The 19,750-nt window shown below is 66.9% G+C and carries 18 protein-coding genes and 1 pseudogene; 16 read left to right on the top strand and 3 right to left on the bottom strand.

The annotated features are described in order from the left end of the window. The 12 genes from murD (at window position 1) to CSQ99_RS27775 (ending at window position 11,769) form a co-directional block, all read left to right on the top strand. Complete coding sequence (gene murD / locus CSQ99_RS27830; RefSeq protein ID WP_099042226.1) at window positions 1–1,419, top strand: UDP-N-acetylmuramoyl-L-alanine--D-glutamate ligase; 1,419 nt, start codon at window positions 1–3, stop codon at window positions 1,417–1,419. A 5-nt stretch (window positions 1,420–1,424) separates the two neighbouring features. Then, a complete protein-coding gene (gene ftsW / locus CSQ99_RS27825) occupies window positions 1,425–2,951 on the top strand; it encodes a putative lipid II flippase FtsW (RefSeq protein WP_099042225.1) in 1,527 nt (508 codons plus the stop codon). Further along, on the top strand, window positions 2,927–4,075 hold the full coding sequence (murG, locus tag CSQ99_RS27820; protein ID WP_099042224.1) for an undecaprenyldiphospho-muramoylpentapeptide beta-N-acetylglucosaminyltransferase: 1,149 nt from the start codon (window positions 2,927–2,929) through the stop codon (window positions 4,073–4,075). The genes ftsW and murG overlap by 25 nt, the downstream gene beginning before the upstream one ends. Window positions 4,076–4,143: 68 nt before the next feature. Then, the gene (murC, locus tag CSQ99_RS27815) at window positions 4,144–5,556 is read left to right on the top strand and encodes a UDP-N-acetylmuramate--L-alanine ligase (protein WP_218014623.1); all 1,413 of its coding nucleotides are present in this window, start codon (window positions 4,144–4,146) and stop codon (window positions 5,554–5,556) included. Further along, on the top strand, window positions 5,553–6,470 hold the full coding sequence (locus CSQ99_RS27810) for a cell division protein FtsQ/DivIB (RefSeq protein ID WP_099042222.1): 918 nt from the start codon (window positions 5,553–5,555) through the stop codon (window positions 6,468–6,470). Before murC ends, CSQ99_RS27810 begins: the two co-directional genes overlap by 4 nt. Window positions 6,471–6,646: 176 nt before the next feature. Continuing rightward, complete coding sequence (gene ftsZ, locus CSQ99_RS27805) at window positions 6,647–7,780, top strand: cell division protein FtsZ (protein WP_099042221.1); 1,134 nt, start codon at window positions 6,647–6,649, stop codon at window positions 7,778–7,780. Between the two features lie 22 nt (window positions 7,781–7,802). Beyond that, the gene (pgeF, locus tag CSQ99_RS27800; RefSeq protein ID WP_218014622.1) at window positions 7,803–8,510 is read left to right on the top strand and encodes a peptidoglycan editing factor PgeF; all 708 of its coding nucleotides are present in this window, start codon (window positions 7,803–7,805) and stop codon (window positions 8,508–8,510) included. A gap of 8 nt (window positions 8,511–8,518) precedes the next feature. Further along, on the top strand, window positions 8,519–9,307 hold the full coding sequence (locus tag CSQ99_RS27795) for a YggS family pyridoxal phosphate-dependent enzyme (RefSeq protein WP_099042234.1): 789 nt from the start codon (window positions 8,519–8,521) through the stop codon (window positions 9,305–9,307). A 13-nt stretch (window positions 9,308–9,320) separates the two neighbouring features. After that, window positions 9,321–9,959 (top strand): cell division protein SepF, encoded by a 639-nt coding sequence (locus tag CSQ99_RS27790; protein ID WP_099042219.1) that lies wholly within the window; start codon window positions 9,321–9,323, stop codon window positions 9,957–9,959. Between the two features lie 145 nt (window positions 9,960–10,104). Beyond that, window positions 10,105–10,395 (top strand): YggT family protein, encoded by a 291-nt coding sequence (locus tag CSQ99_RS27785; protein WP_099042233.1) that lies wholly within the window; start codon window positions 10,105–10,107, stop codon window positions 10,393–10,395. A gap of 217 nt (window positions 10,396–10,612) precedes the next feature. Further along, window positions 10,613–11,425 (top strand): DivIVA-like cell division protein Wag31, encoded by an 813-nt coding sequence (gene wag31 / locus CSQ99_RS27780; protein WP_099042218.1) that lies wholly within the window; start codon window positions 10,613–10,615, stop codon window positions 11,423–11,425. A 47-nt stretch (window positions 11,426–11,472) separates the two neighbouring features. Next, window positions 11,473–11,769: a hypothetical protein gene (locus tag CSQ99_RS27775; RefSeq protein WP_099042217.1), complete on the top strand. Its 297-nt coding sequence runs from the start codon at window positions 11,473–11,475 to the stop codon at window positions 11,767–11,769. On the opposite strand, the gene CSQ99_RS27770 is transcribed toward CSQ99_RS27775, so the two are convergent. Beyond that, window positions 11,766–12,443: a phosphoribosyltransferase gene (locus CSQ99_RS27770; protein ID WP_099042216.1), complete on the bottom strand. Its 678-nt coding sequence runs from the start codon at window positions 12,441–12,443 to the stop codon at window positions 11,766–11,768. The two genes, CSQ99_RS27775 and CSQ99_RS27770, sit on opposite strands and share 4 nt — an antisense overlap. Before the next feature lie 86 nt (window positions 12,444–12,529). Between CSQ99_RS27770 and CSQ99_RS27765 the strand changes: the two genes are divergently transcribed. Continuing rightward, window positions 12,530–13,876, top strand: a complete 1,347-nt coding sequence (locus CSQ99_RS27765; protein WP_099042215.1) for a TIGR01777 family oxidoreductase — start codon at window positions 12,530–12,532, stop codon at window positions 13,874–13,876. Here the strand turns inward: CSQ99_RS27765 and CSQ99_RS27760 are convergent. Beyond that, the gene (locus CSQ99_RS27760; protein WP_176561252.1) at window positions 13,855–14,580 is read right to left on the bottom strand and encodes a type 1 glutamine amidotransferase; all 726 of its coding nucleotides are present in this window, start codon (window positions 14,578–14,580) and stop codon (window positions 13,855–13,857) included. The two genes, CSQ99_RS27765 and CSQ99_RS27760, sit on opposite strands and share 22 nt — an antisense overlap. A 7-nt stretch (window positions 14,581–14,587) precedes the next feature. Beyond that, window positions 14,588–15,826 carry a serine hydrolase domain-containing protein gene (locus CSQ99_RS27755; protein ID WP_099042213.1) on the bottom strand — a complete coding sequence of 413 codons (1,239 nt, stop codon included), beginning with the start codon at window positions 15,824–15,826 and terminating at the stop codon, window positions 14,588–14,590. Here CSQ99_RS27755 and CSQ99_RS27750 point away from each other — a divergent pair. From CSQ99_RS27750 to CSQ99_RS27740, 3 genes and pseudogenes are all read left to right on the top strand, one after another. Further along, window positions 15,825–17,432 (top strand): phospholipase D family protein, encoded by a 1,608-nt coding sequence (locus CSQ99_RS27750; protein WP_245909126.1) that lies wholly within the window; start codon window positions 15,825–15,827, stop codon window positions 17,430–17,432. The genes CSQ99_RS27755 and CSQ99_RS27750 overlap by 2 nt on opposite strands. Continuing rightward, a complete protein-coding gene (locus CSQ99_RS27745; protein WP_245909125.1) occupies window positions 17,429–18,949 on the top strand; it encodes a phospholipase D family protein in 1,521 nt (506 codons plus the stop codon). The genes CSQ99_RS27750 and CSQ99_RS27745 overlap by 4 nt, the downstream gene beginning before the upstream one ends. Further along, window positions 18,937–19,446 (top strand): annotated as a pseudogene (locus tag CSQ99_RS27740) (cytochrome P450); the annotation flags it as partial. The gene CSQ99_RS27745 and the pseudogene CSQ99_RS27740, both read left to right, overlap by 13 nt. Between the last annotated feature and the right edge of the window lie 304 nt (window positions 19,447–19,750).

The following is a 19,750-nucleotide window of genomic DNA, read 5'->3' as shown; positions in this document are numbered from 1 at the left end:
GTGAGCGACCTTTCGCTATTGGTGCCGGGGGCGCGCATTCTGGTGACAGGCGCGGGCATCACCGGGCGCTCGGTGAGCGCCGTGCTGGAGCCGACGGGTGTACTGCTCACGATCTGCGACGACGATCCGCTGGCGCTGCAACGTCTCATCACGCCCGCGAAAGTGGTCACCGTCGCCGAAGCGCAGGCGCACATCGCCGAGTACGACCTGGTGGTGACGAGCCCCGGATTCCCGCCGACGGCACCCGTGCTGTCCGCCGCAGCCGAGGCCGGTGTGCCGATCTGGGGAGACGTCGAATTGGCCTGGCGGCTGGACAGTTCCGGCCACTTCGGGCCGCCGCGACAATGGCTCGTCGTCACCGGAACCAACGGCAAGACCACCACGACGTCGATGCTGCACGCGATGTTGATCGCCGCGGGTCGTCGCGCGGTGCTGTGCGGCAACATCGGGAACCCGGTGCTCGACGTGCTCGCCGAACCGTCCGAAGTGTTGGCCGTCGAGTTGTCCAGCTTCCAACTGCACTGGGCGCCGTCGCTGCGACCGGAGGCCGGCGTGGTGCTCAACGTCGCCGAGGACCACCTGGACTGGCACGGCAGCATGGCGGCCTACGCCAGCGACAAGGCCCGCGCCCTTGGCGGCCGGGTCGCGATCGCCGGCCTCGACGACCCGGTGGCCGCGGGTCTGCTGGAAACGGCTGCGGCCCGGGTGCGGGTCGGCTTCCGGTTGGGCGAACCGGCGACGGGTGAGCTCGGCGTCGATGAGGGCATGCTCGTCGACAACGCGTTCGGCGACCGGGTACCACTTGCGCCGGTCGCAGCCATTCCGGTGGCCGGGCCGGTCGGGGTGCTCGACGCACTGGCCGCGGCGGCCCTGGCCCGTGCGGTCGGGGTGCCGCCGGTGCCCATTGCGGATGCACTCGCCGGGTTTCAGGTGGGCAGCCACCGCGCCGAAGTCATCGGAGTGCACGACGGCGTGACCTACATCGACGATTCCAAGGCCACGAACCCGCATGCGGCGCAGGCCTCGATCACTGCGTATCCGCGCGTGGTCTGGATCGCCGGCGGGCTGCTCAAAGGCGCCTCGGTCGAAGAACTCGTGGCGACGGTGGCGAATCGGCTGGTTGGAGCGGTGCTGATCGGCCGTGACCGCCAGCTGGTCGCCAACGCGTTATCGCGACACGCCCCGGATGTCCCCGTCGTTCAGCCTGTGACGGGGGAGGATTTTGGGGTGCATGGGAAAGATGAGACTGGTGTGACTGGCGAGGCGGTGATGGCGGCCGTTATCGAGGCCGCGTCGCGTCTCGCCGGACCTGGGGACACCGTCCTGCTGGCGCCGGCCGGGGCATCCTTCGACCAGTTCAGCGGCTACGGCCATCGCGGCGACGCATTCGCCGCCGCCGTGCGCGCCCTGTCTCGGTAGCAGCGATGAGCAACATCTTGACCCGATTGCGGCTCCGCAGGACGGGTGACGATAAACCGGGCGACGCTACGTCGGCGGAGCAGGCACCCCGGACGCGCTTCGGCGCGTGGCTCGGTCGGCCGATGACGTCATTCCATCTGATCATCGCCGTGGCGGCACTGCTCGTCATGCTGGGCCTGACGATGGTGCTGTCCGCCTCGGGTGTGTACTCCTACGACACGGACGGTTCGCCGTGGATGGTGTTCGCCAGGCAGGTGCTGTGGACGGTGATCGGCCTTTTCGCGTTCTACGTCGCGATGCGAATGCCCATCCAGCTGATGCGCAGCCTGGCGTTCACCGGATTCGGCATCTCGATCATCCTGCTGATCCTGGTGCTCATCCCGGGAATCGGCAAGGTGGCCAACGGCTCTCGAGGCTGGTTCGTCATCAACGGCTTTTCGATGCAGCCGTCGGAGCTGGCCAAGATCGCGTTCCTGCTCTGGGGTGCGCACCTGCTGGCCACCCGGCGTATGGAGCGGGCATCGCTGCGTGAGATGTTGATCCCGCTGGTGCCTGCGGCCGTTATCGCGCTGGCGCTCATCGTCGCTCAGCCCGACCTCGGGCAGACGGTGTCGCTGGGCATCATTCTTCTCGGTCTGCTCTGGTATGCCGGCCTCCCGCTGCGGGTGTTCGTATCGTCGCTGTTGGCGGTCGTCGTGTCGGCGGCCGCACTGGCCATGGCCGAGGGCTACCGCTCCGATCGGGTGATGTCGTGGTTGAATCCCGGCGCCGACTCCCAGGGGTCGGGCTACCAGGCCCGCCAGGCGCGATTCGCACTGGCCAACGGCGGTTTTTTCGGCGACGGACTCGGGCAGGGCACAGCGAAATGGAACTACCTGCCCAACGCGCACAACGACTTCATCTTCGCCATCATCGGTGAGGAACTCGGGTTCATCGGAGCGGCCGGCCTGCTGTGTCTGTTCGGCCTGTTCGCCTACACCGGCATGCGGATCGCCCGTCGCTCGGCAGACCCGTTTCTGCGACTGCTGACCGCCACCGCGACGCTGTGGGTGATGGGTCAGGTATTCATCAACGTCGGCTACGTGGTGGGGCTGCTCCCCGTGACCGGGCTGCAGCTGCCGCTCATCTCCGCCGGCGGAACATCAACGGCGACAACGCTCTTGATGATCGGGATCATGGCCAACGCGGCGCGACACGAACCCGAGGCGGTGGCTGCCCTGCGGGCGGGGCGTGACGATCGGGTCAACCGCCTACTGCGACTGCCGCTGCCTGCGCCGTATGTGCCGACCCGCACCGAGGCGCTGCGAGACCGCCTGCGAACCAGGGAAACCAAGGGTGCGGGGAGCACCAAACCAACCAAGAAGGCACCGCGGCCCAAGGCCGCCACCAGCAGGAGTCGTAAGCCCGCCGCGGAGAACCGGCGCCAAACCGCCACAGCCGCCAGGGCCGTGCGAGCCCCAAGGCATCATGGAGACGGTCGAGATCGCAAGGGCCGACGGGCTCGCACATTGGAAGGTCAGCATTACGGGTGAACAGATCGGTATCGGTGGTGCTCGCGGGTGGTGGTACCGCGGGCCATGTCGAACCGGCGATGGCGGTGGCTGACGCGCTGCGAGCGATCGATCCTGACGTGCGGATCACCGCACTGGGCACCGAGCGTGGTCTGGAGACGCGGTTGGTGCCGCAGCGCGGCTATGACCTCGCACTGATCACCCCGGTCCCGCTGCCACGCAAGCCGTCGGCTGACCTCGCGCGGCTGCCGATGCGAATCCGACGGGCGGTGCGACAGACCCGCGCCGTGCTGGTCGACGTGGACGCCGATGTCGTGATCGGATTCGGCGGCTACGTTGCCTTGCCGGCATATCTGGCCGCCCGGGGCGGGCTGGGCAAGCGTCGTCGGGTGCCAGTGGTGATCCACGAGGCCAACGCCAGCGCGGGCTGGGCGAACAGAATCGGCGCCCGTACAGCGCGACGGGTGCTTTCGGCGGTGCCGAATCCGGGGCTGCGCGACGTCGAGGTCGTCGGGGTACCGGTGCGTGCGGCGATCACATCGCTGGATCGGATGGCCCTGCGTGCCGAGGCGCGTGCGCACTTCGGCTTTGACGACGACGCCAAGGTGCTACTCGTTTTTGGCGGCTCGCAGGGCGCCCAGTCGCTGAACCGCGCAGTCTCTGCTGCCGCCAAAGATCTCGCTGCGTGCGGAATCTCGGTGCTGCACGCGTACGGTCCCAAGAACACCCTCGAATTGCGTGAGTCAGCCGACGGCGATCCGCCGTACGTCGCCGTTCCCTATCTGGACCGGATGGACCTCGCCTACGCCGCCGCCGACCTCGCGATTTGCCGGTCGGGGGCCATGACGGTCGCCGAGCTGACGGCGATCGGTCTGCCCGCCGTGTATGTGCCGCTGCCGATCGGCAATGGCGAGCAGCGGCTCAACGCGCTGCCCGTCGTCAACGCCGGCGGCGGCGTCCTCGTCGACGACGCCGACCTTTCGCCGCAATTCGTCGCCGACACGGTCACCGCATTGTTGACCGAGACGGGGCGCCTGCAGGCGATGACGGTGGCCGCCGCGCTGACCGGCCATCGTGACGCAGCGCAAAAGGTCGCCGAAGTCGCCCTCGACATCGCGCGCGAATCCCGAAAGGGTCTGCGGTGAAAGCGAAGCCACCGGAGCCGGAAGGTCGGCGACATCGGATCCTGCCTGCCGAGTTGCAGCGGGTGCACATGGTCGGCATCGGCGGTGCCGGCATGTCTGGAATCGCCCGCATCCTGCTGGACCGCGGCGGGATGGTGTCCGGTTCGGACGCCAAGGAGTCGCGCGGCGTGGTGGCGCTGCAGGCGCGGGGTGCGTCGATCCGCATCGGTCACGACGAGTCCTCGCTCGACTTGCTGCCCGGTGGACCGACCGCCGTCGTCACGACGCATGCCGCGATCCCCAAGACCAACCCCGAGCTGGTCGAGGCGCGCAGACGTGGCATCCCGGTGATCCTGCGTCCGGTCGTGCTGGCCAGGCTGATGGCCGGCTACACCACGCTGATGGTGACCGGCACCCACGGCAAGACGACCACCACCTCGATGCTGATAGTTGCCTTGCAGCACTGTGGATTCGACCCGTCGTTCGCGGTCGGCGGGGACCTCGGGGAGGCCGGCACCAACGCCCATCACGGCAGCGGCGACTGCTTCGTCGCCGAGGCCGACGAGAGCGACGGGTCGCTGCTCGAGTACAGCCCCGATATCGCGGTGGTGACCAACATCGACGCCGATCACCTCGATTTCTACGGCACCGTGGAGGCGTACCGCGCCGTGTTCGATGATTTCGTCGAACGCATCAAACCCGGTGGTGCACTTGTGGTGTGCGTCGACGACCCGGGCGGGGCCGCACTCGCCGAACGTACTGCGGCGCTGGGTATCCGTGTCCTGCGCTACGGCAGCGATCCGAGCGTGGCGACCGATGCCGCGCTGGTGAGTTGGGAACAGCACGACACCGGCGCCGTCGCGCACGTCCAGTTGGCCGGCGACCCGCAGCCGTGGGTGATGCGACTGGCGGTGCCGGGTAGACATATGGCGCTCAATGCGCTGGCCGCCCTGCTCGCCGCGGTGAATGCCGGCGCACCTGTCGACGCTGTCCTCGACGGTCTGGCCGGCTTTGAAGGTGTGCGCCGCCGTCTGGAGTTGGTCGGCAACGTCAGCGGGGTGCGTGTCTTCGACGACTACGCACACCATCCCACCGAGGTTCACGCCAATCTGAGCACATTGCAAACGGTGGCGCGCACTGGCCGTTCGGTCGTGGTGTTCCAACCCCATTTATATTCGCGGACAGAGGCTTTCGCGCGAGAATTCGGACAGGCGCTGGATATTGCGGACGAGGTTTTCGTGCTCGACGTCTACGCGGCCCGTGAGCAGCCGATAGCGGGAATCAGCGGAGCGAGCGTCGCCGAACACGTCACCGTTCCGGTGACCTACATCCCGGACTTCTCGGCTGTCGCCGAACGCGTGGCCGCTGCTGTGCGGCCGGGCGATGTCGTCGTCACCATGGGTGCCGGTGATGTCACCATGCTCGGCAAGGAGATTCTGGCGGCGCTGCAGGCCAAGGCCAACCGCGGTGCGCCGGGCGGGCCGGGCCCGGTGCCGCGATGACAGAGCCGACCGACCCCGCGGTCGAGGCCGACGAGCCCGAGACCCCGGCCGAGGCCGATGACCCGACGGCCGAAAGCCCGGCCGACGCCGAGTCGGAAACCGATTTCGAGGGCCCTCGGCGCCGGGCACGCCGTGAGCGCGAGGAGCGACGCGCCGCCCAGGCCCGCGCCACCGCGATTGAAGAGGCCCGCCGCGAGGCCAAGCGGCGCATCACCGGTGCCCCCAGTACGAAAAAGACTGGGCGCGGCACGGTTCGGGGCCTGAAGGTGCTGATGTGGACAGCGCTGATCAGTGTGATCGTCGTCGGGCTGGGACTGTTGCTGTACTTCACGCCGGTCATGTCGGCGCGCAACATCGTCGTCGTCGGGTTGGGCGCGTTGACGCAGGACGAGGTGACCAACGCGGTGGCCGTCGAGCCGGGGACTCCGCTGCTGCAGATCGACACCGACACCGTCGCCGAGCGGGTGGCCGCGATCCGGCGTGTCGCCAGCGTTCGGGTCCAGCGTGAGTATCCGTCCACGCTGCGGGTCACCGTGGTCGAGCGGGTGCCGGTGGTGGTCAAGGACTACCCGGACGGACCGCATCTGTTCGACCGCGACGGTGTGGATTTCGCGATCGCGCCGCCGCCGCCGGGCGTGCCGTATCTCGACACCCAGAATCCCGGGCCGAACGATCCACCGACGAAAGCCGCGCTCGAGGTCATGACGTCGCTGCGCCCCGAGGTGGCCGCTCAGGTCGCCCGCGTCGACGCACCCTCGGTCGCCGCAATCACGCTGCAGCTCACCGATGGACGCCAGGTCGTGTGGGGGACCACCGACCGCACCGAGGAGAAGGCGCTCACACTCGGCGCGCTGCTCACCCAGCCGGGCCAGACGTACGACGTGTCGAGTCCGGACCTGCCGACCGTCAAGTAATTGCGCAGAATTCTTTGCGTGCGTTTCGGCGCGCCTGCACGGATCGTCAGCGGACGCGCCCTACCGTTCTGATTGCGCGAAACAACTTGACATAACTATAACCCTCTGGTTGAGGTTGAGAGTTTGCCAAGGCGTTCTGCGAGTCGACAACCAACCTGGGAGGAAAGGGCGATCCGATGACCCCCCCGCATAACTACCTCGCCGTGATCAAGGTCGTCGGCATCGGCGGCGGCGGCGTCAACGCCGTCAACCGGATGATCGAGCAGGGCCTCAAAGGCGTCGAGTTCATCGCCATCAACACCGACGCACAAGCGCTGTTGATGAGCGATGCCGACGTCAAGCTCGACGTCGGCCGCGATTCGACCCGCGGACTCGGCGCCGGAGCCGACCCCGAGGTCGGACGGAAAGCCGCCGAAGACGCCAAGGATGACATCGAGGAACTGCTGCGCGGTGCCGACATGGTGTTCGTCACCGCGGGCGAAGGCGGTGGCACCGGTACCGGTGGCGCGCCCGTCGTCGCGACGATCGCCCGCAAGCTCGGTGCACTCACCGTCGGTGTGGTGACGCGGCCGTTCTCCTTCGAGGGCAAGCGCCGAAGTAATCAGGCCGAGACCGGCATCACCTCGCTGCGCGAGAGCTGTGACACGCTGATCGTCATCCCCAACGACCGGCTGCTGCAGATGGGCGACGCCGCGGTGTCGTTGATGGACGCGTTCCGCAGTGCCGATGAGGTGCTTCTCAACGGCGTGCAGGGCATCACCGATTTGATCACCACGCCCGGTCTGATCAACGTCGACTTCGCCGACGTCAAGGGCGTCATGAGCGGAGCGGGCACCGCATTGATGGGTATCGGGTCGGCGCGCGGTGATGGCCGCGCACTGAAGGCAGCCGAGATCGCCATCAATTCACCGCTGCTCGAGGCGTCCATGGAGGGCGCCCAGGGCGTGCTGCTGTCGGTGGCCGGCGGCAGTGACCTCGGACTGTTCGAGATCAACGAGGCGGCCTCGCTGGTGCAGGAAGCGGCCCACGCCGACGCCAACATCATCTTCGGCACCGTCATCGACGACTCGCTGGGCGACGAAGTCCGCGTCACGGTCATCGCCGCGGGATTCGATTCGGCCGGGCCGGGGCGCAAGCCGGTGGTCGGCGCCGGGCAGGCGATCGCGGCCGGAACCGCGGGCAAGGTGACCTCGCAGTTGTTCGAGCCGGCCGACGCCGTCAGTGTGCCGGTGCACACCAACGGGGCGACGGTCAGTATCGGCGGGGACGACGACGATGATGTCGACGTGCCGCCGTTCATGCGCCACTGACATCGCCGCGATACTGGCGAACGTGACGGTTCGTATACGGCGCGTGACCACAACCCGTGCCGGTGGTGTCTCCGCGCCACCGTTCGACACCTTCAATCTCGGTGACCACGTCGGCGACGACCCCGCCGCGGTGGCCGCCAACCGGAAACGGCTCGCTGCGGCGGTCGGACTGGGCGATGACGCTGTCGTGTGGATGAACCAGGTGCACAGCGATCGCGTCGAGGTGGTCGACGAACACCGGCCCGTACCCGTCGACAAAACCGATGCGTTGGTTACCACGAGGCGGCGATTGGCTTTGGCCGTGGTGACCGCCGATTGTGTTCCGGTGCTATTGGGTGACGCGCGCGCAGGCGTGGTCGCTGCCGCGCACGCCGGCCGGGTCGGCGCGCAGAACGGTGTCGTGGCGCGCACAGTGGAGGCGATGCTCGAAGTCGGGGCGCGCGTCGAGGACATCTCGGTGCTGCTGGGTCCCTCGGTCAGCGGACGCAACTACGAGGTTCCCGCAGCCATGGCCGCCGAGGTGGAGGCCACCCTGCCCGGCAGTCGCACGACGACCGCTCAGCAGACTCCCGGACTGGATCTGCGGGCCGGAATCGCCCGGCAACTAACGGATTTGGGAATCCGGGCCATCGACGTCGACCCGCGCTGCACGGTGGAGGATCGCAATTTGTTCAGCCACCGGCGGGACGCGCCGACGGGACGGCTGGCGTCCCTGGTGTGGATGGAGTGACTCTCACCATGGTGACGACTCGTGAAGCTGAACTCGCCGAGGCGCTGACTGCCGTCCGGGCCCGGCTCGCCGCCGCGGCCGAGGCCGCCGGACGCAATTCTGACGAAATTGAATTGCTGCCTATTACGAAATTCTTCCCGGCCACCGACGTATCAATTCTGCACCATTTAGGGTGCGAGGATTTCGGCGAGTCTCGCGAACAGGAAGCGGCCAATAAAGCGGCGGAAGTCGCCAATAGTGAGGGCGGCGCACCCATTCGCTGGCACATGGTCGGGCGGATCCAGCGCAATAAAGCGCGGTCGATCGCCGGCTGGGCGTATGCCACGCACTCCGTCGACAGCGTGCGTCTCGTCGACGCCCTGAGCCGCGCCGCGGCGCAGGCGCTGGCCGACGGCGAACGGTCCGCGCCGCTGCGCGTCTACATACAGATCAGCCTCGACGGGGACCTGAAGCGCGGGGGCGTGGATGTCAACGATGCAGAGGCGGTCGACGCCCTCTGCGCCGCGGCCGAGGCCGGCGAGGGTCTGGAGTTCGTCGGGCTGATGGCGATTCCGCCGTTGGCAGCGGACCCCGGTGCAGCCTTCGGACGTTTGCAATCCGAATTGGCACGGGTACAGCGGCATTATCCGCAGCGCCTCGGACTGTCTGCCGGGATGTCCAGCGACCTCGAGGCGGCGGTCGAACACGGCTCAACGTGTGTGCGTGTCGGTACCGCGCTATTGGGACAACGTCCTCTACCGTCACCAGGAGTAGTCACTCCAGTCACATCTTCATCACAGACACCAGAGCGATCATGAGAAGGGTCGAGCGATGAGCACACTCCACAAGGTCAAGGCCTACTTCGGAATGGCCCCTATGGACGACTACGACGACGAGTACTACGAAGACGACGACCGCGGCACCGCGCGCGGCGGGTACTCGCGCCGTCCGCGGGAGGACCGTTTCGAAGATGACGGATACGGTCGCGGCTACGACGACCGCGAGTACGACGACGCACCGGTCGGGTACCGCGGTGGATTCCGCGACGACGACCGCTTCGAGCCGAGGATGCGCGGACCTCGCGACTTCGAGCGCGCATCGTCACGGCTGGGCGCGCTTCGTGGTTCGACCCGCGGGGCACTCGCGATGGATCCCCGCCGGATGGCCGAGTTGTTCGAGGCCGGCAGCCCGATGTCGAAGATCACCACGCTGCGCCCGAAGGACTACGGCGAGGCCCGCACCATCGGCGAGCGGTTCCGCGACGGCACCCCAGTCATCATCGACCTCGTCACCATGGACAACGCCGACGCCAAGCGACTGGTCGACTTCGCGGCCGGGTTGGCATTCGCCCTGCGCGGCTCGTTCGACAAGGTCGCGACCAAAGTCTTCCTGCTGTCGCCGGCCGATGTCGACGTGACGGCCGAGGAACGCCGCCGCATCGCCGAGGCCGGTTTCTACGCCTATCAATAGGTTCGATCTCTTCAGGGCTTCTCAGCGGTAGCGTCCTCGCCGAACGTGCCAGGTAGGCTGGCGGCGTCGCGCCGGCGCCTCGTCTTCAAGCGTGCGCGACCTCGTGCCTGTATCAAATGTCACACCTGTAGTGAGGTCGGCTCCGTTGTCGCAATTCTTCTCGATACTGGGCTTCGCCCTGTTCGTCTTCTGGCTGCTGCTGATCGCCCGGGTCGTCGTCGAATTCATCCGGTCGTTCTCCCGGGACTGGCAGCCCAAGGGCATGACGGTGGTGATCCTGGAACTGATCATGACCGTGACGGACCCGCCGGTGAAGCTGCTGCGCCGGATCATTCCGCAGCTCACGATAGGTGCTGTGCGCTTCGATCTATCCATCATGGTGCTGCTGCTACTGGCCTTTATCGGCATGCAGCTGGCATTCGGCGCGGCGGCCTGAGATCCGCTCGACCGCCGCGATTCTGGGCGGTTTGCCGAAGTCGATATTGGAAGACTCAATCGCACCTACCGACACCGCGGAAGATTGAAATTCGCTCTTAATATTGGGCTCTACTGCAACCGCAGGGTCTGGTGTGACAGGATGGGCGCCAGTTACGTTCCAGCGAGGCTTTACACTTTGAGATCGGTTTACGGTCCAGACTCCAAGGGGGCAGACAATGCCGCTTACACCTGCCGACGTTCACAACGTTGCATTCAGCAAGCCACCCATCGGCAAGCGCGGCTACAACGAGGACGAGGTTGACGCCTTCCTCGATCTGGTCGAGAACGAGCTGACCCGACTCATCGAGGAGAACGCCGACCTCCGTCAGCGTGTCGCCGAGCTGGACCAGGAGCTGGCCTCCGGCGGTGGCGGTGGCGCGCAATCGACTCAGTCGATTCCGCACTACGAGCCTGCTCCGACGCCCCCGCCCGCACCCGAGCCCACTCCACAGCCGGTGTACGAAGCGGCCCCGACCTCGTCGGTATCCGACGATCAGGCGCTCAAGGCGGCCCGCGTGCTGGCCCTGGCCCAGGACACCGCCGACCGGTTGACCGGCACGGCCAAGGTCGAGTCCGACAAGTTGCTGGCCGACGCGCGTGCGCAGGCCGACGCGATGGTCAGCGAGGCGAGGCAGACCGCCGAGACCACGGTCGCGGAGGCCAAGCAGCGTGCCGACGCCCTTCTGCTCGACGCGCAGACCCGTTCGGAAACGCAGCTGCGGCAGGCCCAGGAAAAGGCCGACGCCCTGCAGGCCGACGCCGAGCGCAAGCATTCCGAGATCATGGGCACCATCAATCAGCAGCGCACAGTGCTGGAAGGTCGCCTCGAACAGCTGCGCACCTTCGAGCGCGAATACCGGACCAGGCTCAAGACCTATCTGGAATCGCAGCTCGAGGAGCTCGGCCAGCGCGGCTCCGCCGCCCCGGTGGACTCCAGTGCGAACAACGAGGCCGGCGGGTTCAACCAATTCAACCGCGGCAACAACTAGTCGTCGGCGATTCCGCTCGCCGTGTCCCGTCGACCCAGGGTTGATCAATGTTGATCGTCGCGCTCGTGCTCGCAGTCATCGGCCTTGCCGCGTTGGTGACCGCCGTCGTCACCAGCAATGAGGTGATCGCCTGGGTGTGCATCGCGGCGAGCGTTATCGGCGTGGTGTTGCTGATCGTTGACGCGATCCGGGATCGCTCCCGGGACAACGCCGACGAAGTCGAGGGCGACGTCGAGAACGAGCAGGCCGTCGAGTTCGACGAGGAGTACCCGGACGAGTCGCCCGCGGAGACGACGGTCGTCGAGCAAGCCGACGACGTCACCAACGAGGACCGCAACCGCTAAACCGTTGGGGTTGTAAGCAATTCGCGTACCTCGTCGTCGGTGACCTGGTGGAAATCCTCGTACACCTGACCGACGGCCTCGAATCGGGACGGCATCGTCGCACAGACCACGTCGTCGGCTTCGGTCGCCAGCTCGCGGCATGTCGATGGCGGTCCCACCGGGACGGCGACCACCACCGCGGAAGGGGCGCCGGCCCGCACGGCACGTACCGCCGCGAGCATGCTGGCGCCGGTGGCGATGCCGTCGTCGACCAGGATCACGATCTTGTCGGCCATGTCGACCGGCGGCCGGTCCCCGCGGTAGGCGCGTTCGCGCCGGTGTAGTTCGTCGGTTTCTCGCTCGATCACGTCCTGCATCTGGTCGTCGCTGATGCCGAGGCTGCGCACCAGGCTGTCGTTGATCACCACGCCACCGCCGGAGGCCAGTGCGCCCATCGCGAGTTCATGCCACTGCGGGACCCCCAGTTTTCGAACCAGGAACACATCCAGCGGAGCCCCCAAAGCGCGGGCGACCGGCCAGCCGACCGGAACGCCGCCTCGGGCCAGTCCGAGCACCAGCACGTCGTTCTCATCGCGGTACGTCGTCAGCATCTGCGCCAGCACGTCGCCGGCCTCCCGGCGGTCCCGGAACACGCGACCCGCGCTTCGGCGGGTCGGTCTGCGCAATCCGCTCATCGTGATTCTCCGAAATTTCAGCCTACGACCGTGGATACCCAACCCGGGGGCCAATCCGACACCCCCGCGGCTGCGAATATTCAGTTATGGGCATCGAGCTTGAGACCGTCGTCGACCATCCGTTGAAGGAGGTCTTCGAATGGCATACGCGTCCCGGTGCAATGCGACGCCTGGTACCGCCATGGCAGCCGATGAAGGTGGTGGCCGAGGCCGACTCGCTGGCCGACGGCCGTGCCGTGCTCGGTCTGCCTGCCGGGTTGCGCTGGGTGGCGCAGCACGACCCGACCAGGTTCGACCCACCGCACCGGTTCGTCGATGTGCTCTCCTCTGAAGGTCTGCGGTCGTTGCCTCCACGGATCGTCGGACGCTGGACCCACACCCACGAGTTCGAGGAGGTCGCTTCGGGAACGCGGGTGTATGACCGCATCGACGCGCCGGTGCCCGCGGCCGCACTGCGACCGATGTTCGCCTATCGGCACCGCCAACTCGCCGACGACCTGGCCGCGCACCGCGACGCCCGTGATGCGGGCCTGACCCCACTGGTCGTGGCCGTCACCGGGGCTACCGGCCTGGTCGGCACCGCGTTGACGGCATTTCTCAGCACGGGCGGGCACCGAGTGATCCGGTTGGTCCGGCATCCAGTGCAATCCCCGGACGAGCGGCGGTGGGATCCCGATCGCCCCGCGCCGGACCTGCTGTCGGGTGTCGACGCGGTGGTGCATCTCGCCGGGACGTCGATCGCCGGGCGATTCACCGCCGCGCACAAGAAGGGCATCCGCGACAGTCGGATCGGCCCCACCCGCCGCCTGGCCGAGGTCGCTGCCAACGGTGGCTTCAACGGGCCGTTCGTCAGCGCCTCGGCGATCGGCATCTACGGCTTCGACCGCGGCGACGCCGTTTTGTGCGAGGAAAGCGTGCGCGGCGACGGCTTTCTCGCCGATGTCGTCGCGGAATGGGAGGCAGCCACCGTGCCTGCCGTGCAAGCCGGCATCCGCGTCGTCAACGTGCGGACCGGAATCGTGCAGTCCGCCAACGGCGGCACGCTGCGTCTGTTGCGTCCGCTGTTCGCCGCGGGACTGGGCGGGCGTATCGGCGGTGGCCGTCAGTGGCTGTCCTGGATCGCGCTGGACGACCTACTCGACGTCTACTACCGCGCCATATATGACTCCCGGTTGTCAGGACCGGTCAATGCCGTGGCGCCGACGCCGGTGCGCAATGCCGACTACACCAAGGCGCTCGCCGGGGTACTGCACCGTCCGGCTCTGCTGCCCGTTCCGACGCTTGGGCCGCGGCTTCTGCTCGGGGCGCAGGGGTCACGTGAGCTCGCCGAGGCCGACCAGCGCGTGGCGCCGACCAAACTCGAGACGCTGGGTCACCGGTTCCGGCACCCGCGGGTCGACGGCGCCCTCGCTCACGAGCTGGGGCACGGTTGACGGACGACGTGCGTCACGAAGCCTCGCACCAGGTTGCGCACTCTCGTTGCTGCGCTCTCGGCAAGATCCGTTGTACGGGAACGTAATTGCTCGTGGGTGAGTCCGAATCCCGTGACCTCTCCGTCGCGATCGTCGGCCAGCCACACGTCCAGCAGGTCGGCGTCGACCTCTGGATGAAACTGCAGCGCGAGCGCACGCCCGAGCACGAACGCCTGCGACGCGTCTGCGGTGCGGGCGATCTCGGTGGCACCGGGGGGCAGCGTCCACCGGTCGAAGTGCCATTGGAACCACGGTCCGCCGGGGATCAATTCCTCGTTGTCGCTCGTGACGTCGTACCAGCCCACCTCCGGGTCCGTTGAGCGCGCGACCGATCCGCCGAACGCCTGGGCCAGCAGCTGGCCGCCGAAGCACACGCCGAGCAGCGCCGCTCCTGCATCGGCGGCGTCGCGCACCAGCTGCATCTCCGCTCCCACCCAGCTGCGGCGCAACGCATCGTCGTAGACCGGCCACCGCGCCCCGAGCGGCACGATGACGTCGTAGCCGGTGGGATCGGGGAACGTCACGTCTCCGGCGGGATCATCGACGCGCGCCGCGGGCACGACCTCGAACCCCTCGACGTCGAAGCCCTGATCTGCGAACGCCTCGCCGAGCAGCGCTTCGGTCGCGAGATGCTCGTTGTAGAGGAAGAGAACTTTGGGAGCCACGATCACATTATTTCGGCGCGCGCACCGGCGGCGCATCGTCAGGGGCCATAACGGCGCCGATCTTGCGGAACAAAGCGTCCGCAGCGTTGGTGTAATCGCCCTCGTCGTCGAACGCCTCGGGGAGATAGGTGGTGGCGACGGCGATCGCGATCCGCTGTGACGGCAGGTAGGCCGACACTGCGGAATACCCCGACATCAGCGGGTTCTGCAGCAGCCAGTTGCCCGAGATGACGAGGCCAAGACCGTAGGTGTAGCCGTCGTTCATCTCGTCACATGTCGTACACCCGGCCTGCTTGTGGGTCTTGCCGCGCAGGTCGGTCGAGACCATCTTCTGGTACGAATCGGCAGACAGCAGCTTGCCCGACCCGATGCCGACGGCCGTCGCCTCCAGGTCGAAGATGTTGGTCGTCTGAATCGCACCGTGGGTGATGGTCCACGACGGATCCCAGAAGGTGCTCTCCTCGTAGAACGGTGTGTCCGGAGGGATCTTGAGGAATTCGCGACGTTCCGAGCTGAATGCATGCAGCGTGGGCGCCGGAATTTCCGGCGTAAGCGAGTTGACGGTGTTCGTCAACCCCAGCGGGCGAAGTACCTTCTCGGACAACAACTTCGGCATCTCTTGGCCGGTGGCCTTCTCCAGCGCCAGCCCGAGGAGCAGGTAGTTGGTGTGCGCGTAGTTCCAGTTTGTTCCGGGCTCGTAGAGCAGCGGCTGCGTGACGGCGAATTGCAGGAGCTCGTGAATCGTCCAGCGCCGGAACGGATCGGCATATGCCGCGTCGGTCATCTTGGTGTTGCCGATGACGTAATCAACGTAGCCCGAGGTCATCTGGGCGAGCTGGCCCAGCGTGACGCGGTCGGCGTGCGGAATCTCGGGCAGAAACTCCGACAGCTTGTCGTCGAGGCTGACCTTCTGTTCGTCGACGAGCTTGAGCAGCAGTGTGGCGACGTAGGAGATGGCCACCGCACCGTTGCGAAAATGCATGTTGGTTTCTGCGGGCACGCCTGTCATCGACTCGCCGACGGCTTCGGTGACCACCTCCTGCCCGTCGACCGTGACCCGGACGATGACCGACTTCAGATGCTCGGCGGCCATCGTCTCGCGCACCGCGCGCATCACCGCGTCAGCCTTCGAGTTCTCGCTGCCCGCGCTCGTCGTGTTTGATTCGTCCGGCAACACACCGGGAGTACAACCCGCGGTCAGGACGAGGACCCAAAGCGCCAGCAGCAGGCGCCGCATAACGAGCATGCCCGGATCTTCGCATACGCCGGCCGTGCGTAAACAACGGCGAAAATGGGCATTCCAGGGCGTGTCTGTGCTGGCCGAATGGTTCCTCACGTCAGGTGAGCGGGGTAATCCCGACTGGGATCTGCCCGCGTGGAGCGAGGGTAATGAGGCGGAGGCCCTCATTCACGGGTCGGCCTACTTCGATCGCCTCGTCACCGAAGTGGAGCAGCTGGGCCCCGGTGATCACCTGTTCTTCGCCGACTGGCGCGGCGACGCCGATCAGAGGCTGCGCGAGGACGGACCGACGGTCGCCGAACTATTTCGTGCCGCGGCCGAGCGCGGAGTGCTCGTCAAGGGTCTGATGTGGCGCTCATACCCGAACCGGCTGCAGTTCAACGAGGAGCAGAACCGCCATCTCGCCGAGACCATCGAGCGTGCGGGCGGGGAGGTGCTGCTGGACCAGCGGGTGCTGCTCGGCGGGTCCCATCACCAACGACTGGTCCTGCTTCGTCACCCCGAGGAGCCGCATCGCGACGTCGCATTCATCGGTGGGATCGACTTGTGCCACTCGCGCCGCGACGACGAGTCCCATCGCGGCGATCCGCAGGCGGTCTCGATGTCGCGGCGCTACGGTGAGCGCCCGCCGTGGCATGACGTGCAGTTGCAGGTGCGCGGTCCGGTCGTGGGTGCGCTGGACACCACGTTCCGGGAGCGCTGGACAGCCAGGGCACCGTTGGATCTCTTCAATCCGCTGGCCTGGCTGCGCGACCGGTTCGCGGGGACACCCGAACGGCACCCGCTGCCGGAGCAGCCGCCGGATCCGCCTTCGTGCGGATCGCACGCGGTGCAGGTGCTGCGGACCTACGGCGACGCCCTGATCGAGTACGAGTTCGCCAAGGACGGTGAACGCACCATCGCGCGCGGCTACACCAAGGCACTGCGGCGCGCCCGGAAGCTGATCTACCTCGAGGACCAGTATCTGTGGTCGGAGGAGATCGCGGCCCTGCTCGTCGAGGCGCTGACCGCCAGTCAGGATCTGCACCTGGTGGCCGTCGTTCCACGGCATTTCGATCTCGAGGGCGGCCTCGGCCGCCCACCGACACTGGTCGGCCGTCAACTCGCCGTCGAGGCGTGCCGACGCGCCGCCCCGGGTCGCGTGCATCTCTTCGACGCCGAGAACCACGAGGGCACACCGGTGTACGTGCATTCCAAGGTGTGTGTCATCGACGACGCCTGGGCCTGTGTCGGCAGTGCCAACTTCAATCGGCGGTCCTGGACCCACGACAGCGAGTTGGCCTGCGCGGTGCTGGATGCCGACGATGTGTTCGCCCGTGACCTGCGGTTGCGGCTGCTGCGCGAGCACCTCGACCGCGCCGTCGATGGTAGCGAGGATGGTGCACTGGTCGATCCGGCTACCGCAGTGGACGAAATCATCTCCTCTGCGGAGACTTTGGAGGAGTGGTATCAATCCGGATGTGAGGGACCACGTCCGCCGGGCCGATTGCGGCCACATGAGGTCGAGCGTGTCGATCCGCTGACCCGGCTCTGGGCCGAACCCGCCTACCGCGTGATCTTCGATCCGGACGGCCGGTCCTATGCCGACCGGCTGCTTGGACGTGGGCATTGAACGTCACCGATTGGTTCCTGACCGAAGGCGAACGCGGCAATCCGGACTCCGCGCTACCCGCCTGGTGCGACGGCAACCGGGCGGAGCCGTTGATCCATGGCTCGACGTACTTCGATGCTCTCGTCACGGAAGTGGAAGCGCTGGCGGCCGGCGACCATCTGTTCTTCACAGACTGGCGGGGCGACCCCGACCAGAAGATGCGCGACGATGGTCCGACGATCCGCGAACTGTTCTGCGGCGCCGCCGAACGCGGTGTCGTCGTCAAGGGATTGGTGTGGCGGTCGCATCTGGACAAGTTCACCTACAGCGAGGAGGAGAACCGCCACCTCGGCGAGGCCATCGAGCGCGCGGGTGGGGAAGTGCTGCTCGATCAGCGGGTTCGCATCGGCGGGTCGCATCACCAGAAGCTGGTCGTCATCAGGCATCCCGGTGCGCCGGAGCGAGACGTCGCATTCGTCGGCGGGATCGACCTGTGTCATTCCCGCCGCGACGACGCATCGCACCGTGGCGACCCGCAAGCGGTGCAGATGGCCAAGCAGTACGGCGAGCATCCGCCGTGGCATGACGTGCAACTGCGGGTTCAGGGACCTGCGGTCGGTGCGCTCGACACGACATTCCGCGAGCGCTGGAACGACCCGGCGTCGCTGGACATGCTCAACCCCATCGCTTGGCTCAGGGACAAGTTCGGTGGCGCCGACATGGACGCCGATCCGCTGCCCGAGCAACCGCCCGATCCGCCACCCTGTGGGCCCCATGCCGTTCAGGTGTTGCGCACCTACCCCGATGCACACTTCGCGTACGACTTCGCGCCCAGCGGTGAGCGCAGCATTGCGCGTGCCTACAACAAGGTGGTGCCGCGGGCGCGGCGGCTGATCTACGTCGAGGACCAGTACCTGTGGTCCAAGCGGGTCGCGCAGCTGTTCGCCCAGGCGCTGGTCGACAATCCCGACCTGCATTTGGTCGCGGTGATTCCGCGACACCCCGACGTCGACGGTCGGCTGGCCCTGCCACCCAACAAGATTGGCCGCAGCCAGGCGCTCGAGACGTGTTTCGAGGCGAGTCACGACCGGGTCCATGTGTTCGATGTCGAGAACCACGAGGGCACACCGGTGTACGTACACGCCAAAGCGTGTGTCATCGACGATGTGTGGGCGTGCATCGGCAGCGACAACCTCAATCGGCGGTCATGGACGCATGACAGTGAGCTGTCCTGCGCCGTCCTGGACTCCGAGGGAAAGTTCGCCCGCGACCTGCGGCTGCGGCTGCTTCGCGAGCATCTCGACCGCGCCGACGACGGCAGCGAAGACGGCGGTCTGACTGATCCGGTCGCCGCGGTGGATGAAATCGTCTCAGCAGCACAGGCATTGGATGACTGGCACATGTCGGGACAGAAGGGGCCGCGGCCGCCGGGGCGACTGCGCCCGAGCAACATCCTCACTGACCAACCGCACAACATCGAGCTCAGTCGGGGTCAACGACCCCCAACCACTCGACGGCCGCGGCCGCGACGCTGCTGATGGCCGGAACCGACACCACGCGCAACCAACTGGCTGCGGCGGTGGAGGTTTTCAGCGATCACCCCGAACAGTGGGCGATGCTGGCCGAGCGCCCCGAGCTCGCAGTCCAGGCCGTGCATGAGGTGATGCGCTACTCCCCGGTCATTCTCAATACGATGCGCGTGCCGGTCGAAGACGTCGAACTCGCCGGATTCAGGATCCCGGCAGGCACTCTCGTCATCGCGAATACCGCTGCGGCCAATCGTGACTCCGACGTATACGACGAGCCGGGTCGCTTCGACATCACGCGGGAAGATGCCCCGGCCATGCTGACTTTCGGCGGCGGCGTTCACTACTGCCTCGGCGCACACCTCGCCCGGATAGAACTCGCCGAAGCGTTGACCACGATGGCACGTCGGATGCCGAACATCCGAACCACCGGCCCCGTCCCGTGGAAGTCGATGACCGGCATCACCGGACCGGCGAACCTGCCTGTCGAGTTCACAGCCTGCCCCTGAGTCGGTCGCGGTAGGACCGGCCGTCCGGGTCGTACGTCAACCGATACACGGGTTCGGCCCACAGGCGCGTGAACAAGCTCAACTTCTCGGCCTTATGCGGGGACTGTCACCGATGTCCTGAGACATCACATCGACGTGTCGGACCCGTGTGGCATAGTCGAACATGTGTTCGAGTGCGATCGGGATTGGGATCTCATCGAGTTGATGGGTGAGGCCACGCGCTATGAGTCGATGTCCACCGCGCAGCGGTTGTTGGCGGTGGCGGAGTTGTATGAGCGCCGTCAGGGGGCGTTGGCCGATCTGG

Source organism: Mycobacterium neglectum (genome assembly GCF_002591975.1).
Taxonomy (GTDB): Bacteria; Actinomycetota; Actinomycetes; order Mycobacteriales; family Mycobacteriaceae; genus Mycobacterium; species Mycobacterium neglectum.
The sequence above is the reverse complement of the archived record's forward strand: the minus strand, read 5'-3'. Positions and strand labels throughout refer to the sequence as shown.

Excerpts from the sequence above, each read along its gene's own strand:
- CSQ99_RS27750 (WP_245909126.1), top strand. The coding sequence starts at position 15,825 with ATGCCCGGATCTTCGCATACGCCGGCCGTGCGTAAACAACGGCGAAAA.
- CSQ99_RS27765 (WP_099042215.1), top strand. The coding sequence starts at position 12,530 with ATGGGCATCGAGCTTGAGACCGTCGTCGACCATCCGTTGAAGGAGGTC.
- CSQ99_RS27810 (WP_099042222.1), top strand. The coding sequence starts at position 5,553 with ATGACAGAGCCGACCGACCCCGCGGTCGAGGCCGACGAGCCCGAGACC.
- CSQ99_RS27755 (WP_099042213.1), bottom strand. The coding sequence starts at position 15,826 with ATGCTCGTTATGCGGCGCCTGCTGCTGGCGCTTTGGGTCCTCGTCCTG.
- CSQ99_RS27795 (WP_099042234.1), top strand. The coding sequence starts at position 8,519 with ATGGTGACGACTCGTGAAGCTGAACTCGCCGAGGCGCTGACTGCCGTC.
- ftsZ (WP_099042221.1), top strand. The coding sequence starts at position 6,647 with ATGACCCCCCCGCATAACTACCTCGCCGTGATCAAGGTCGTCGGCATC.
- CSQ99_RS27790 (WP_099042219.1), top strand. The coding sequence starts at position 9,321 with ATGAGCACACTCCACAAGGTCAAGGCCTACTTCGGAATGGCCCCTATG.
- CSQ99_RS27770 (WP_099042216.1), bottom strand. The coding sequence starts at position 12,443 with ATGAGCGGATTGCGCAGACCGACCCGCCGAAGCGCGGGTCGCGTGTTC.
- murC (WP_218014623.1), top strand. The coding sequence starts at position 4,144 with ATGGTCGGCATCGGCGGTGCCGGCATGTCTGGAATCGCCCGCATCCTG.
- CSQ99_RS27775 (WP_099042217.1), top strand. The coding sequence starts at position 11,473 with ATGTTGATCGTCGCGCTCGTGCTCGCAGTCATCGGCCTTGCCGCGTTG.
- ftsW (WP_099042225.1), top strand. The coding sequence starts at position 1,425 with ATGAGCAACATCTTGACCCGATTGCGGCTCCGCAGGACGGGTGACGAT.
- wag31 (WP_099042218.1), top strand. The coding sequence starts at position 10,613 with ATGCCGCTTACACCTGCCGACGTTCACAACGTTGCATTCAGCAAGCCA.